Here is a 14,926-nt window from a genome sequence, read left to right as displayed (position 1 = left end):
AGCAATACCATTGAACGTGCTGATCCTGCGGCCCATGTTGTCATAGATGTTCAGCGTGTAGGAAAGACCCTGGTACAGCGAGAACGACAGTTTCGCCTCGTTGACGCAAGGGTTAGGCGCCAGCAGCACGGGCGGCCTGAGTTCGGTCAGGTTACCTTCATCGACATTGACCAGGCTCGTGACCTTCTGGATCCCGCCCTGCCATATATCTCTGGTCGAGTCGGCAAGATACCCGTTGCTCTGAGCCCAGGTTATAATCTCGCACTTGTTCTCGTTCCAACTTGCTGAAACCGTGAAAGCCCGCGAGACGGTTATGGAGTCACCAGAAGCCAGGGTAAAAGACGTCCCTCCGGTGTCGGGAAGATAATCTCGGACGACATGGTTGTGCCAGGTGTCGCCGTTCGGAGCAGAATAGTAAACACTATCTTCAGTCAGGCAAAACCGAATCTTGCCGGTTACGGTTGCCGATGAATCATTCCTGAATTTAGCATATATAGTGCCTGAACCTCTGAAGGCGGTGTAGGTTCCCCAGGTGGTCAATGTGAATGGCGAAGCTTTATTCATCTCAGCAACGATCTTTGTCTGCCATTGCGAGTATGTGTAGCTGCCATGCTGATCGCCGTCATACCAAAGCCAGGGAGTGGCATATCCCCCACTGTACGGCGGTCGGTAGAAATGGTACCGCTGATAAGCTTCTGCACTATATAGCGGATAGCCGCTGTTTATGTGCAATTCCATAAGCGCGACGCGTCCGGGATAATTTATAGCTATTTGAGCCAGCGTACTGCTGGCTGTAGGGCAAGACGGTCAGGTCTCTGAATACAACTCTTCACAGACCACCACCCTTTGGGCCGCGTGAGCCATGCTTACAAGAACCAGACCAGCCACGATACTTAGTACTATACTAAAACAATGTTTCATAAAGCCTCCTTTTATTGTTTTTTTGTTACCCATATTAATAGTAACACTCAATTATGTGATATTATAATCTCATATCAATGTATGTCAAGGGGTATAAATCCAAACGGGACCCTCCACGGGTCCCGTTTGGATAATTGCCGTTCGTTATTCGTTTATTTCACCACGATCTTGCCCGAATTCTTGAGCCGCGCGCTGTCAAAGCGGTAAAAATAAACGCCCGATGTCACGCGCGCGCCGGTATCGTTCCTCAGGTTCCAGGTTACAGTTTCCTTATCACCCGCGGCAATGCCCCGGAATGTGCTGATCCTGCGGCCCGTGATGTCATAGATGTTCAGCGTGTAGGAAAGACCCTGGTACAGCGAGAACGACAGTTTCACCTCGTTGACGCAGGGGTTCGGCGCCAGCACAACGGGCGGCCTGAGCGTTGCCAGCTTGGCCTCATCAACGTCGACGATCAGGTCTGCGACGTTCTTGATGCCGCTCTGCCAGACATCCCTGGTTGAGTCAGCCAGTAAGGTTGTACTCTGAGCCCAGGCGATTAATTTGCAGCGGTTTTGGTTCCAACCGGCTTGTACCGTGAAACTGCGGCTGGTCGTTATTGAGTCACCGGGAGCCAGCGTAAAGGCGGTACCGCTCGTATCGGGTATATAGTCCCGAGCTACATGGTTATGCCAGAGGTCACCTGTTGGAGCCGCATAGTAGATACTGTCTTCTGTGAGCACGAACCTGATCCTGCCGGATATGGTTGCGGTTGAATCATTGCGAAACTTGGCATAGATCGTACCGGTGCCTTCGGTCAGAGTATAATTCCCCCACATTGTGCAGGTTAGTGGTGAAGGTTTGTTCATCTCGGTGATTGTTTTCGAGCGCCATGTGCCGGTCAGGTAAGCAGGATCCTTGTCTCCGTCTACCCAAAGCCATGGCGTCGCATAAGCCCATACCGAATCCACGCCATTCCAGTAATAATACGGCGCCGGGTATGAAAACCATCGTTGATATGACTCCAGCAGACCCAGCGGATAACTCGTGTACGGGTGCCATTCCACCGCGGCTACCCTTGTGGGGTACAGCACAGAAATTACGTCCAGCGTACAGCTGGCGGCTGCGCAGCTGCCTCAGCCCTCAGAATACGCTTCTTCGCATAATACCACGCGCTGAGCGGCGAAAGCCATATTAGCAATGGCCAGCCCAGCGACGATGCTTAACATTATACTGAAATTATGTTTCATAAAACCTCCTTTTGATTGTGTTGATTTCATCATATATTATAATATTATAATTCATTTTCATGGACTGTCAAGGGGTTTGTTACATCATAGGGGGATAACAAACACATATAATGCTCGCAAAGCCTAACGTACAAGTATGATCTTCGCCGTTTGTTGCCGGCTGTCCGCTTGCAGGCGGACGAAATATACGCCGGCAGGGATTTTGTTGCCGTCTGAATTAGTACCATCCCATGAGACAGCAGTAGGTAGTATGGAGTAGGTAGTAGGTAGCAGATTCTTTGTTAATCTACCGGATGCGTCAAAGATCTTTAATCCTAGATCCTGAACCCCCGGCTCTGCGGTGAAGACAATATTGACCCTGATCCTGGTTACGTTAGGGCTGACCGTCAAAGATAATCGCGTGTCCTGTTCGGTCGGATATGAAGTTTCTTCAGAAATTCCTGTGCCAGATATGCCGAAGAAATGCATTATAGAATCCAAAAGCGCGGCGCGGGTGCTCACGCCCAGACCGTCGATTAGTCCGCCCAGTTCGAACGCGGACCCCACGGTCCGGTAGATCATCGCATCCCATGCGACCGCGCGGCCCACCTGGGCGCTGTCTTTGAAGATCAAGAATGGTTCAGAACCATCCGGTTCGATAATATCCATGAACACGTTTTCGCCGCCATAAGAAAAAGACATACCCCGGGTGAACGTGTTTTCAAGTCCGAAGATCGGCATCATTTCCCCGCCGTCGTCCAGAGCGTTGATGCCGAAAAGCAGGTTGAAATTATAACCCCCGTATGCCAGAGGGTCTGCATACCATACGTTGCCCCCTTCGAGGTAGACGCGTCCCTCGCCACCCAGGTAATTGACAAGGGCTGCTGCTTCGGGGCTGTATTCACTGATAATATAATTACTGCCGTAGACGCCGGCACAAACGAAGACCGCCTTGAACAGATCAATGTCATCTGCCGGCAGGGTCGTGCTGTACATTCCAGTATACCCCAGGGCGGTTAGGATGCTGTCGATCAGTCGGCCCGACGAAGGAGTCAGGTCCGGGTTCCACACGAGGTAATGGTAGTCACCGATGACGATAATGAAATAGAACGTATCAACGAAATCGGCGCCGTCATCCGTTGCGATGAGGCTGAAAAATGCTTGATGCGCTTCGGGCGTGCTTATGTCAGCGGTCAGGGTGAATGGATCGCTGAGGTTCTCTTTCACGCTGTCGACCGGCAGGGCGCCGTAAACCGTGGAATTATCGCTGATCGTAATAAAGGGGTCTGATGTCTGCAGGGTGGACGAGAGGTTCGTGAGATCGAGGCCGCCGATGTTTTTTAGGGTAGCTGTCAGGCTGACCGATTCACCGGGATCCAGATGATTATTGTTGTTGCCGGCCGCGTCATAAACAGCCGTTGATACAAGGTCCAGGAACGGCAGAACACCGGTGTAATTCAGGGCAATGTCATCAGCGAAGACCCTCGCTGTTTCAATCGCCCCTCAGCAGGTGTGCGCCGTCGTGTCAAAAAGCGCGATCTCAATGCTCCGGACCTGCGCCGGGTCAACCCCGGGCAGTTGTGCGAGTTCATTGTCGATCGAAAATGAATACGCGTTCCAAAGCGTGTCTGCGACGCTCACGAGATGAAGGACCGGGCTGTTTTGCCACGGGCAAGGCGTGGTCCATTGGCCGATCCTCGTCTGCCCGAGCACATTCCCTGACTGGTTGACGTACGAGATGACCAGCGCGGCCGCTGCCCAGCACAGCGTATCGGCATTGTTATCGTCAGCGGAAAGTTTCAAAATGGCGGAAAAGTCAAGGGCAGTGACCGGGATGTTGACGCGCTGGTACAGCCGCGGCGAACCGCCATTGGATGTATATACCAGGGCTTCATAATCCGGGTCTGGATCATACCATGTGCAGCGGCTGACCGAATCAGCCGCCCAAAGAGCATGGATCTGCCAGCCGGTGCCAAAACTGCGTTCAAAATCGCCGTTGGTCAAAAGCACCGCGCTGAAACAGATGTGCAGAGCCGCGGTGAGGGTGCAGAAACATTTCAAGGGCATGGTTTATTCCTATAAAATAAATAGGTTTTGTATATTATAATACGTTTCAAAAGCTTGTCAATAGATAAAAGGGTAAAAAAACCGCCCGCTTTTTGAAAGCGGGCGGTTTGGTATTCTGTCCTTGTTTGTTAAGGTCTATTGTGTAAGGATGACCTTTGCGGTTTGCTGCAAACCTCCGGAAGACAAGCGTATGAAATAGATGCCGGCCGAGACCGGTCTGCCCGACTGGTCTTTTCCCGGCCAGGTTATCATACCGCTTACCGCTGCGCTCGACAGATTGCGCGAAAGATCATTGACTACCCTGCCAGCGGCGTCATAGACCTTGAGCTCTGTGCCGGCGGGATGCTTGACACTGTAGGTGATCTGCACGGTGCCATGGCTAATATTCGGTAGTGCGCGCAGGCTGAACCGAAGGCCTATGGCTTGCGTCCCGGCGTCTTCTTTGACCGCCGTGACATGGACGCCGAAGAAATGCATGATCGAATCCAGCAGCGCCGCCCGTGTCGAAACACCGCTCCCGTCTGTAAGGTTCCCGAGCTCGAAGGACGTGCCGACGGTCCGGTAAGTGCCGGCATCATTGGCGATCCCGCAATTGTACGCGTTATCGGTATCCATGAAGATCAGATAACCGGTGCCGGTCGGATCGATGTGGTCCATATAACTATTTTCCCCGGTATACGTGAAGTTCATCTGGTTCGTGAACGTGCCGGTCTGTCCGCTTATCGGTCCCAGGTCGGTGGAACCATCGGCAGAGGCATAGATGCCGAAGATCGGGCAGAAATTGTAGCCGCCGACCAGCGGGTCATAATACCAGCAATCGCCGCCCTCCATGTACATCCTGCCGCCGGAATTGATATGGTTTACAAGGGCTGCGGCTTCCGGACTAGCTGCTTCGATGACCTCGTTGTTCGGGAAGATCCCCAGGAACACCAGGACGGCACGGTATTGAGCTAAGTCGGTCAGGGGCATGGTCGTCGCGTAAACGCCGTTATAGCCGAGCGCCGTGAGAATGTCGTCCGCGGCTTGACCTGGTCCCGGTGTCAAATCAGGATTCCAGATGAGATAATCATACGTGCCGATGACATGGTTGATCGTGAAGGTGTCGGCAAAAGCGCCTTCCTGGACGATGAGCGTGAACACTGCCGCATGTCCCATGGGCGTCGACGCGCTAGCCGTCAGCTCGAACGGATCGGGAATATTCTCCTTCGTGCTGTCGACCAGCAGGGCGCCGAAACTGCCCGAGTTATCCGTGATCGTGATGTACGGGTCCGATGTCTGCAACGTGGCGGTGAGATTCGTGAAATTCACGCCGCCCACGTTTTTCATCGTTGCGGTCAGGTTGACCGTTTCACCGGGATCGATATGATTGTTATTATTACCGCCTGCGTCATAGACCGTGTTCTTTTGCAGGTTTACAAATGGCAGCGAGCCGGTGTAATTCAGCGCGACATTATCGGCGAAGACCTTCGCCTGTTCTGCCGCGCCTCAGCACGTGTGCGCTGCCGTGTCATAGAGGGCGACCTCGACCTTCTTGATCAGCAGGGGATCTACGCCCGGCAGGTTGCCGAGCTCTGAAGTTACGCTGAAGGAATAAGTGTGCCATGATTCGTCAGCTACCGGGATCAGGTGGACCGTGCTCGAACTCACCCAGGGGCATGGTGTCGTGTAACTGCAGATCCGGGTTTGTCCAAGAACCGCGTTGCCTTCGCTAAGGTAGGAAACAATTACCGCGGCCGCGGCCCAGCACAGCGTATCCGCATTGTTGTCGTACGCTGACATGCTGGCTTCGATCGAAAATTGCAGGTCGGTTGAAGGGATGTCCACGGTCTGGGAAAGTCTAAAATATCCACCGTAGGCGTGGAACACATAAGCTTCCATATCGGGATCAGGTTGGTAGTCCGGGCCTCTGAGCAATGAATCGTAATAACCCGGAGCGCTGTTCTGCCATCCGACGGAAAATTCCTGTTCGAAATCACCGTTCGAGAGCAGGGTGGACGCGCTCGCCAGACTGATCATGAGCATTGAGACGATGACAAAATTTTTTCTCATAAAAATCCTCCTTTTTGGTTCTTATGTACCATTGATAATATTATAATTAATAATCGTTACCCGTCAAGGGATAACAGAAGGCAAGGGGATATGAAAAAGATTGAGGATGTGAAGTTATGAGGTTATGAGGATATGATAAAGAAAGTGGATAAGGGTTCATGATAAGACGTGAAGATGGGAGATAACGAGGTTGAGAAGTTAAGATAATGAAGAATCGTAGACGGGTGGGAAATTCTGCTTGACATTGAGTTTCCAGTCGTTATAATTCATTGTTTTGAAGTTGTCGGCTATAAGCTATTAGCAGCATGAAGTGCACGGAGGCGGATAGGTGCTGGTGTGCCTACTGGGCTTCAAACCCAGCTATCCCTCGAAAGGGGGATGGTAGGTTCGATTCCTACACGCCTCCGCCATCATTTAGTAAATAGTAATTAGTCATTAGTAATTTAAGAAAAGTATTCTGAAATATTAAATAACAAAATTACACAATCACATAATTAACCAATTACCCAATTACTCAATAGTTTTTATAGTTTTGCTTTTACTGCGGAGTATTCGGTTTCAAAATACGGCAGATCAATGCCGCCGACAGTTTTTATCTGCTTGTTCGCGTTGTCGATCCGGTCCTTGGCCGGCGGGTGTGAAAGCAAAAGTTTCTCAAAGGCATTGGGCGGTTTGCCCTCAAGCGCCTTGAATTTCTCAAAAAGCTGCACCATGCCCTTGGGATTATCGCCCGCCTTTTTGGCGTACAGTACTCCATAATCATCGGCTTCATATTCATTTTCCCGGCCGTATCCCTGGAGGATCAGTCCCGTGGCTGCATCGACTGCCTGGCGCGCGACTTTTCCTATCTTGTCACCCAGCGCCACCTCCATGACGATGGAATATCCATAGATCGCCTGCAGGCACTTGATCGAATGCCGCGCCACGACATGACCCACCTCATGAGCCAGCGCCGAAGCGAACTGAGCATCGTTATCCAGGTTCTTCAACAACGAACTGGTTTGATCACTACATCGTCTTCGATAATAATGGATTGAAACTTATTGACAGCCCTGAAGAAATTGATAAAATTGTTTATAATGGCTGATCCAATCTGGAATTATGTAATATTGACCAATCAGGAAATCGGGGACACCATTTTTAAAGGAGCAAACAGTAATGAATGTTTATGAAGAAAACAACAAACGGTTGTGGAATGAACTTACGGATGTGCATATCAGGTCATATGGGGTTAGCGAATTCAAAAAAGGCGAATCCACTCTTGATGCTATTCAATTAAAAGAAATGGGCGATATTAAAGGGAAATCATTACTTCATCTCCAATGCCATTTTGGGTTAGATACTTTGTCATGGGCAAGAGAGGGGGTTATTGTGACTGGAGTGGATTTTTCGGAGAAATCGATTGCTTATGCCAACCAATTGAGAGAGGAATTGAATATCGAAGCCAGATTCATCTGTTGTAACGTTTATGATTTAAAAAAGCATTTAAATGAGAAATTCGATATTGTGTATGCATCTCAAGGAGTTCTCTGTTGGTTAAAGGATCTGGGAAAATGGGCAAAAATGATCGAGCATTTTTTGAAAACAGACGGCATTTTTTATATAATGGAGCATCATCCTTTAATATGTATATTTAGTGATTTAAAGAGGGGGGATTTGGAGATTATTCATCCTTATTTCCATGGTGAAAAACCGGCGAAATGGCGTGATGCATCACCCGATTATTCGGACGATACGTATATCCGAAAAAATCCATCATATGAATGGCAATGGTCATTGAGTGATGTTGTAAATTCATTGGTAAGGGCGGGTTTGCGAATTGAATTTATCCATGAGTTTGATAAAATATTCTATAAAGCTTTACCCGACATGAAACGCGACAAAAGTGGCTGGTGGTACTTGCCGGATTATAGAAATAAAATACCTTTGATGTTCACATTAATGGCCAGGTCAAAAAGCAAGATTTGAAAATTAACTGCCAGTTTGTCCTGAAACCCTGACCTCGCCGCGTCTGATAGTTACGCCTTTCGTGTCAAAATAGATGAGCAGCGGCAAAGCGTATTTACGGCTGGTCCCGCCCAGCAGGTCGCGGAATTCAGCGACGCGGATCTCCTTGTTGGTTTTAAGGAACTTGACCAGTCTTTCCCGTGCCTGGTCCACCATTGTCCTGTGCATGGCGATCCCTTCGCCCAGGAATATCACCAGCCCCGTATCGATCAGATAACGGTATGCTTTTTTCACGATATCCTCGGGACCGTGCTGTTGCGCGATGAGCTCGTTGTAATCGGGCGGTTTGTATTCGCTCGTGCAATATAACTTATCCAGTTTTTTAACCATGGTATCAAGCCCCTTGTCCAGCACGACGCCGAAGTCGTGGAGGCTGACCTTGTTATCCGACGCAACTTTAACGATCTTATCCCCGGACATACGTTCCAGCACATAACCAAGCAGCGTGTTATCGAGCCCGCGGCCAATGCCGATGCCGAGGTCGATCTTCGGCATGCCGGTTAGCGTTGGATTGCTTCTGTGATATTCTGTCAGGATCTCCTTGATCCTTGAGCGCATTTTTGTCATGTTCTCGGCCTCGTAATACAGGCCGCGTTTTTCATCGATGCGTACGACTTCGCTGTCTTTTAACAGCTCCTGCACGATACCCTGCACCTGTGCTGCCTGGAGATTGAGGTCATATGCGATCTCGTCGATCTTACGCGGTAGCAGGTAATTTGACATGAGGTTTTCCTTGATCATGATAACGGGATCGCGGTCCTCGATCTTGTGCAGATGTTCGATCAGCTGTTCGTCAAATCCTTTGACCTTTTCCGCCTTGGGTTCAATTATAACGCCGCCGCCGATCGTCATGGGAGGGGAATAAGTTCTTATGACATACCGGTCGCCGACGTCGCAGACCGCCGGCGTTTCCAGACGGAACTGAACCATGCCCTTTTCGCCCGGCGCCAGGGTTTTCTTTTCCAGGATGACGATCCTGCCCAGCACCTCTTTTGTGCCGAAATGAATGCGCAACCGCACCAGGTTCTTCAGCGGTTTTTCTGCCGACTGCAGGATATACAGCGAAGCGTTGATGAAGCTTGATGGCGTGTAAAAGTTGACCTGGCTTATCACGTCGCCGCGTTCCACTTCTTCTTTTTCCACGCCGGTGAGGTTGATCGCCGCCCGATACCCGGTTCCGGCTTCGGTAACCTCATGATTATGGACCTCGATGCCCCGGATCTTTACCTTTTTACCCGAGGGCAGGATCTCGTAGGTTTCGCCAACTCTTACCGTTCCGGACAGGATCGTACCGGCGACAACGGTGCCGAATCCCTTTATCGTGAAGCACCGATCGATCGGCATTCGGAAAACACCCCGGTCTGTCTTGGTTTCCAATTTAGGGATCAGACCGTCGATCATCTTTTTAAGAGTGTCAATGCCCTCGCCGGTAGTATTTGATACCGGGACGATCGGAGCGTTCTCCAGGAAAGTGCCGGCGACATAATCTCTTATTTCTTCCGTGACCATTTCCAGATGCTCTGCGTCAACCATGTCCCGTTTGGTAAGAACGATGATACCCTGCTTTAATTCCAGTAATTTAAGGATATCAAGGTGTTCCGTGGTCTGAGGCATGATCCCGTCGTCAGCGGCAATGACCAGGAACACGAAATCGATGGTGCTTGCACCGGCAAGCATGTGTCTGACGAATTTTTCATGACCGGGGACATCGATGATGGTGACATTGTCTCCGTAGAACGCGAACCCGAGGTCAGTGGTCATGCCTCTTTCTTTTTCTTCCTTGAGCCGGTCCGGGTCAGTACCGGTGAGCGCTTTTATCAGAGCGCTCTTGCCATGGTCAATATGCCCTGCCGTGCCGATGACGATGTGTTTGGTCATGATTTTATAATAACTGGTATCCCTGTGGGATGACGATGTGTTTCCTGATTGGATCGGGCATGGTTATTCGTTGGTTGGCATCGCCGCTAGTATGGTTAAACGTTTATTGTTTTTCGTTCCTTGATAGTACATATAACGATGCCTTAGGACGATACTGGCTGCCATGCCGTACAACTTTCAACTACCAACTTTTTCCCCACCAAGGATCTCATTCAGTGCTTTGATTATGATCTCTTCCTCACCTTCGAGGATCGTCCGGAAATCAAGCAGCAGCTGGTCGGTTTCGATCCGGCCGAAGATCGGCGTGGAGTACGTTCTTAATGCCCGGGCCAGCGTTTCGACCGATATTTTTTCAGGCTTCAGGGCGACCACGTATGTCGGCAGCTCTTCAGTGCTGAGCGAGCCGCCACCGACCTCTGATTTTGAAGGTCTTACCTCGATGCGGACATGACCGGAAAGCGTCTTTAATTGACGGGCACAGTTCTCGGCGTGTGTTTTGATCTCGTCAAGGGGCCGGACGAGCATGGACAGGACCCGGTGTTTCTTCATCAATTGCTCTTCTTTAAGCAGGAAAAGCTGCAGCGTCGTTTCCAGGGCTGCATTGGTCAGCTTGCAGCAGCGCAGCGCCCGGTGCAGGGGGTTTTTCTTGATGAGGTCGATGTATTTTTTCCGGCCAACAATGATACCGCATTGTGGTCCGCCGATGAGTTTGTCGCCGCTGAAGCAGATTACGTCGGCACCGGCTTTTACGCTTTCCTGCACCAGCGGTTCCCGGGGCAATTTATAAGCAGCCAGGTCGACCAGGGCGCCGCTGCCAAGGTCGTCGATCACGGGGATGCTGTATTTTTTTCCCAGGGCGACCAGTTCGTCGAGCGATACTTCCTTGGTGAAACCGGTGATGCGGTAATTGGACTGATGGACACGCAGCAATGCCGCGGTTCTATCATTGATCACGCCTTCGTAATCCTTAAGATGGGTGCGGTTCGTCGTGCCCACCTCGCGCATGACCGCCCCGCTCATCGCCATCACATCGGGGATCCTGAACGCGCCGCCGATCTCGATAAGCTGGCTGCGCGAAACTATGACCTCGCGGTCCTTTGCCAGGGCGCTTAATATCAGCAGGGTCGCGCCCGCGTTGTTGTTGACCATCATGCCCGCCTCGGCTCCGGTCAGGATCTGCAAAAGACGGCTGAGCTTATGATAGCGGTCGGCGCGCTTGCCTTCGTCGTCGATCTGGAGGACCGAGTAACCCGTTGATACCGCGCGCAGCGTTTCAGGAATATCATTGTTGTACGGCGCGCGGCCCAGACCCGTGTGGAGGACGATACCCAGCGCATTTATCGCGTATCGGTAATAGTGGCTGGTCAAAGCTCCGAGTTCATCGCGCATGCTTTTTTTCAAGTCGTCGAGCTTCAGAGATTCTCCGGCAGCAAGGCGTTTACGGAAATCGTCGATTAAGTCCCTGACGACCGTTAGAAGATGCGCGTGTTCAAAGGTTTCGCAGAACGGTTTTATTTCATCCCAGCCCAGCACGGCATCGACGGCCGGGATCTGCCTGAGCGCGCTGCCTTTTTCAGAAGGTGCGTTTTTTTCCTTTATTTTTTTCATGATTGTCTAATTTAGATAAATAATTTTAACTTCGCCACGATCAGGAAAAGTATAGTTAATTCCCTGCTTATGTCAACAAAAGAGATCGGCTGATCAAAGGTGAATGTTTTCATCGGTCGTTATTGAAGTAAAACGGCCTTTCTGGTCATGGCCTTGCCGTTGTGCTCCAGAGAGATGAAGTAGGGACCCGCCGGGACCGTGTTACCGCGTTCATCCTTGCCTTCCCAGGTAACGGTATGGACGCCCAAAGCCTGCCATTCATCGGCGATGGTCTTGACGTGAATCCCCGCGATATTACGGACCGTAATGCGCACCTGCGTACGCGCTGCGAGTTCGTACGTCGCGTTGATCTTTCTGCTCGACGGGTTCTGGTGCACTGCGAGCGCCGCGGAAACCGGGATCGTCAATGAGCACGGCGGTTGGTTATATATATAAGTCAAGAGCGGCTTCTCGCCCGGTCGCAGCGTCACCAGGCACGAATTCGGGATCTCACACCAGGGTCCAGGATCAATGCCCATGGGGACCGAAGCCGCGATCCAAAAATTGGATGGTTCATTTTGCGGAATCGGATAAAAATAGAGAGTGTAATAATCCGGAATTAACCAGCCGTGCCTTAATGCCCAAAGGGTATAGCCGTCGGTCATCAAAAAGTTCAGCTGGGAGGTATTTGCGGGCGGGCCTAAAGCCGAATCGATCTTTGTGACGGCAAGGCGGACGCACTGTTCAATGCTTTCTGACAGATGCGTGTCTATGATCTCGACAATGAACAGGAAATAGAGGTCGGAATCAAGATAGTTGGGGTCCGGATAATCGGGCGGATTGGAGTTGAGATAAGCGGGATCTTCACGCCGGATCAGCTCCAGGAGAGTTTTGGTATCCACCGTACCGTTGTGTGAAAAAAGCAAATTCAGATTCCGACGCAGCGATTTTCTGAAGAAAGGATGGGGATTAGGTATGTCGGTCGGTCCGCTGCTCCGGCTGCGCACGTGGGCAATGCCGGTGTTCTTCAGGAACATGATCAGATCGTTGACCGCAAGTTCGTACCTGGGATCGGACGGCGCGCTGGGTTCGCCGCGCTCGATCAATGGCATGACCGTATCCGGATCGGTGCGCGTGAAAAAAGTGATCCCCCATCCGTCCTTGTTAGAATTGCCCAGGGCGCGCAATGAATCAAGATGCGCTCGCACGATCACTTCCAGACCGTAATACATGGATGACGTGGTGATCCCCCACATGCGGCAGTTGTGCGGCACCGGCCGGCTTGGCTCCGCGTGCCTTGAGATCATGACCAGGACCGCGAATACCACAGGTATTATCAGCAGGCAGGTCTTTAACAAGAAGGGCCTGTATCTCCAGAGCATGCGGGATCTCCTGTTATCCATTCCTCTTAATATTATACGATATATTATACGATCGCATGACCTGGTGTCAAGGGGCGCGGCCGCCTAGATGGACAGAGCGGCGCCCAGCGCGCCGACGTACTGCGGGATAGGTGACTGCATGACCGAATGCAGATTGTGTTCCAATGCTTTTACCAGGCCCGGATTCAGGGCGCCGCCGCCGCAGAAAAGCACCGGATCTTCGATGCCGATCTGGCCGCTTATGCCGATGATCCGGCGGATAAGCGAATCGCAGATGCCGAAAATAATATCCTCGATCCTTTTGCCTTCGCTGACCAGGCTCAGGATCTCGGTCTCGGCCATCACCACGCATAACGAGTCGATCGGCTCGGGACGCCCTGATTTCAGCGCCAGGGCCCCGAACTCTTCGAGCGTCAGGTCAAGCGCCTGCGCCATTTTTTCGATGAAGTTACCGGTACCCGCGGCGCAGCGGTCATTCATCACGAAGCGGTCAAGCGCGCCATCTTTTAATTTAATGACCTTGCTGTCCTGCCCGCCGATGTCAATGATGGTCCTGACCGTCCGGTCGATGTAAGCGGCGCCGCGCGCAAAAGCGCTGATCTCGGTGATGGTGCGGTGGGCGTCGGTCACCAGCTCGCGGCCATAACCGGTGGCGGCGATGAGGTTATATCCCCATAATTCCCTTTTGATCTCCGCGATCGCCTCTCTGGGCCGGTATGAGGTTTTTACCACCACTTTTTTCCGGATCTCACCGTCAAAAAGCACGCCCTTTGAATAGAGCGAGCCCACGTCAATGCCTAATACCAACCGGCCTCCTTGGCAGCCATGACGAACGCGCGGACATTGGGGGATGGCGTGTGAATGGGGACTTCACAACCGGTCGAGGCGACATAGCCCCGCGGGCTGTGCATGGCCGAGCGGACCATCATCGAAGTCTCCCGTGCAATGATATCCGGGGTTGCCTGCGCCAATAGTGACGTGTTGAAATTACCTATGATCCTCATGTCTCTGGATACTTTATCCAGAACATTATCCATGTCAACCTGATCAACGCTCACGAGATCGGCATGCGTTTCGGGCAGCAGCTCCAGGATAGGCGTGGTATCGCCGCAAATATGCAGAACAATGTCGAGGTCATAGCGGTGCAGGAACCTGATCAAATCGGCCTCGTAGGGCAGGGCAAATTCCCGGTAGGTACGCGGGCTGATGACGCTGCTTGATGCCAGCGGATCGACAAGCACGGGCAGCCCTCCGGCGTTGATGATCGCGTAGCAAAATTCCTTGCAGGCTTGCAGGGACAAGTCGAGCAACGCGTTGACCTGCGATCGGTTGCGGATAGTATCGATCAGGAACTGGTCAGGCGCGCCCAGCGACATGGCGGTTGTGAAAGGCGCCGGCACGAAGGCAAGGATCGGCACGCGGTCGGCAACAGCGGCATAGGCATATTCGATCGCTTGAAGGTAGACGGGCAGTCGCACGTCCTTTTCCGGATCCGGCACTTTAATGCCGGCAAGTTTTTTGATCTCCAGCGCTCCTTTTTTTAAGACCGGAAGGTCGTTTTCGGGATAAGTGAACGCCGAACCCATGGCTTCGGCGATGATCCCGACCTCCGAAAAAACAGCGATCGCATCGTGGCCGTATTTTTCAAGGGCGACAAGCTGGGCGCGCGCCATTGCCTCTCCGTTCGTGTAGTACTCCTTGAGCTTGATGCCGGCAACGGTTGCCGCGTGCGACGTGATCAAGGGCATGACATTCACGCGGTCTGGTCTTTCGTCGATGACCAGCAGTCCGAAACGTTCACGCGATGTTAGAACATCTTTCATTGGA

13 protein-coding genes and 1 tRNA gene are annotated in these 14,926 nt (G+C 51.7%); 2 read left to right on the top strand and 12 right to left on the bottom strand.

Annotated elements, in window-relative coordinates; translation table 11 throughout:
• The 6 genes from VF399_12510 to VF399_12485 all read right to left on the bottom strand — a co-directional run.
• Positions 1–738, bottom strand: a 738-nt coding sequence (locus VF399_12510) for an Omp28-related outer membrane protein (GenBank protein ID HEX7321162.1), incomplete at its 3' end; no start/stop codon positions are given.
• Between the two features lie 335 nt (positions 739–1,073).
• Positions 1,074–1,994, bottom strand: a complete 921-nt coding sequence (locus tag VF399_12505; GenBank protein ID HEX7321161.1) for an Omp28-related outer membrane protein — start codon at positions 1,992–1,994, stop codon at positions 1,074–1,076.
• Between the two features lie 279 nt (positions 1,995–2,273).
• Positions 2,274–3,356: a T9SS type A sorting domain-containing protein gene (locus VF399_12500; GenBank protein HEX7321160.1), complete on the bottom strand. Its 1,083-nt coding sequence runs from the start codon at positions 3,354–3,356 to the stop codon at positions 2,274–2,276.
• 276 nt (positions 3,357–3,632) lie between these two features.
• Positions 3,633–4,196, bottom strand: coding sequence for a hypothetical protein (locus VF399_12495; GenBank protein ID HEX7321159.1), 564 nt, complete (start codon positions 4,194–4,196; stop codon positions 3,633–3,635).
• Positions 4,197–4,331: 135 nt separating this feature from the next.
• Positions 4,332–5,522, bottom strand: coding sequence for a T9SS type A sorting domain-containing protein (locus tag VF399_12490; GenBank protein HEX7321158.1), 1,191 nt, complete (start codon positions 5,520–5,522; stop codon positions 4,332–4,334).
• Between the two features lie 159 nt (positions 5,523–5,681).
• Positions 5,682–6,245, bottom strand: a complete 564-nt coding sequence (locus VF399_12485) for a hypothetical protein (protein HEX7321157.1) — start codon at positions 6,243–6,245, stop codon at positions 5,682–5,684.
• A gap of 316 nt (positions 6,246–6,561) precedes the next feature.
• On the opposite strand from VF399_12485, the gene VF399_12480 reads away from it, so the two are divergent.
• Positions 6,562–6,655, top strand: a tRNA-Sec gene (locus VF399_12480).
• Positions 6,656–6,769: 114 nt separating this feature from the next.
• Here the strand turns inward: VF399_12480 and VF399_12475 are convergent.
• Positions 6,770–7,234: a M48 family metalloprotease gene (locus VF399_12475; GenBank protein ID HEX7321156.1), complete on the bottom strand. Its 465-nt coding sequence runs from the start codon at positions 7,232–7,234 to the stop codon at positions 6,770–6,772.
• Positions 7,235–7,403: 169 nt separating this feature from the next.
• Here VF399_12475 and VF399_12470 point away from each other — a divergent pair, with 169 nt between their 5' ends.
• Entirely contained in the window at positions 7,404–8,213 is an 810-nt protein-coding gene (locus VF399_12470; GenBank protein ID HEX7321155.1) for a class I SAM-dependent methyltransferase, read from the top strand.
• A gap of 3 nt (positions 8,214–8,216) precedes the next feature.
• Here VF399_12470 and selB read toward each other — a convergent pair whose 3' ends face one another.
• From selB to VF399_12445, 5 genes are all read right to left on the bottom strand, one after another.
• A complete protein-coding gene (selB, locus tag VF399_12465; protein ID HEX7321154.1) occupies positions 8,217–10,130 on the bottom strand; it encodes a selenocysteine-specific translation elongation factor in 1,914 nt (637 codons plus the stop codon).
• Between the two features lie 177 nt (positions 10,131–10,307).
• The gene (selA, locus tag VF399_12460; GenBank protein ID HEX7321153.1) at positions 10,308–11,738 is read right to left on the bottom strand and encodes an L-seryl-tRNA(Sec) selenium transferase; all 1,431 of its coding nucleotides are present in this window, start codon (positions 11,736–11,738) and stop codon (positions 10,308–10,310) included.
• A gap of 119 nt (positions 11,739–11,857) precedes the next feature.
• Positions 11,858–13,099 (bottom strand): class II glutamine amidotransferase, encoded by a 1,242-nt coding sequence (locus tag VF399_12455; protein ID HEX7321152.1) that lies wholly within the window; start codon positions 13,097–13,099, stop codon positions 11,858–11,860.
• 84 nt (positions 13,100–13,183) lie between these two features.
• Positions 13,184–13,906, bottom strand: a complete 723-nt coding sequence (locus tag VF399_12450) for an acyl-CoA dehydratase activase (GenBank protein HEX7321151.1) — start codon at positions 13,904–13,906, stop codon at positions 13,184–13,186.
• A complete protein-coding gene (locus VF399_12445) occupies positions 13,897–14,922 on the bottom strand; it encodes a uroporphyrinogen decarboxylase family protein (GenBank protein HEX7321150.1) in 1,026 nt (341 codons plus the stop codon). Before VF399_12445 ends, VF399_12450 begins: the two co-directional genes overlap by 10 nt.
• Positions 14,923–14,926 lie beyond the last annotated feature (4 nt).

Source organism: bacterium, from assembly GCA_036382775.1.
Taxonomy (GTDB): Bacteria; Hydrothermota; Tepidihabitantia; order SM23-42; family JAOAFX01; genus DASVHD01.
This window is presented reverse-complemented; position numbering and strand designations above follow the sequence as displayed.

Coding starts and splice junctions, on each gene's coding strand:
- VF399_12470 (HEX7321155.1), top strand. CDS start 7,404: ATGAATGTTTATGAAGAAAACAACAAACGGTTGTGGAATGAACTTACG.
- selA (HEX7321153.1), bottom strand. CDS start 11,738: ATGAAAAAAATAAAGGAAAAAAACGCACCTTCTGAAAAAGGCAGCGCG.
- VF399_12490 (HEX7321158.1), bottom strand. CDS start 5,522: ATGAAAAACGTGGGCGGCGTGAATTTCACGAATCTCACCGCCACGTTG.
- VF399_12455 (HEX7321152.1), bottom strand. CDS start 13,099: ATGCTCTGGAGATACAGGCCCTTCTTGTTAAAGACCTGCCTGCTGATA.
- VF399_12485 (HEX7321157.1), bottom strand. CDS start 6,245: ATGAGAAAAAATTTTGTCATCGTCTCAATGCTCATGATCAGTCTGGCG.
- selB (HEX7321154.1), bottom strand. CDS start 10,130: ATGACCAAACACATCGTCATCGGCACGGCAGGGCATATTGACCATGGC.
- VF399_12495 (HEX7321159.1), bottom strand. CDS start 4,196: ATGCCCTTGAAATGTTTCTGCACCCTCACCGCGGCTCTGCACATCTGT.
- VF399_12445 (HEX7321150.1), bottom strand. CDS start 14,922: ATGAAAGATGTTCTAACATCGCGTGAACGTTTCGGACTGCTGGTCATC.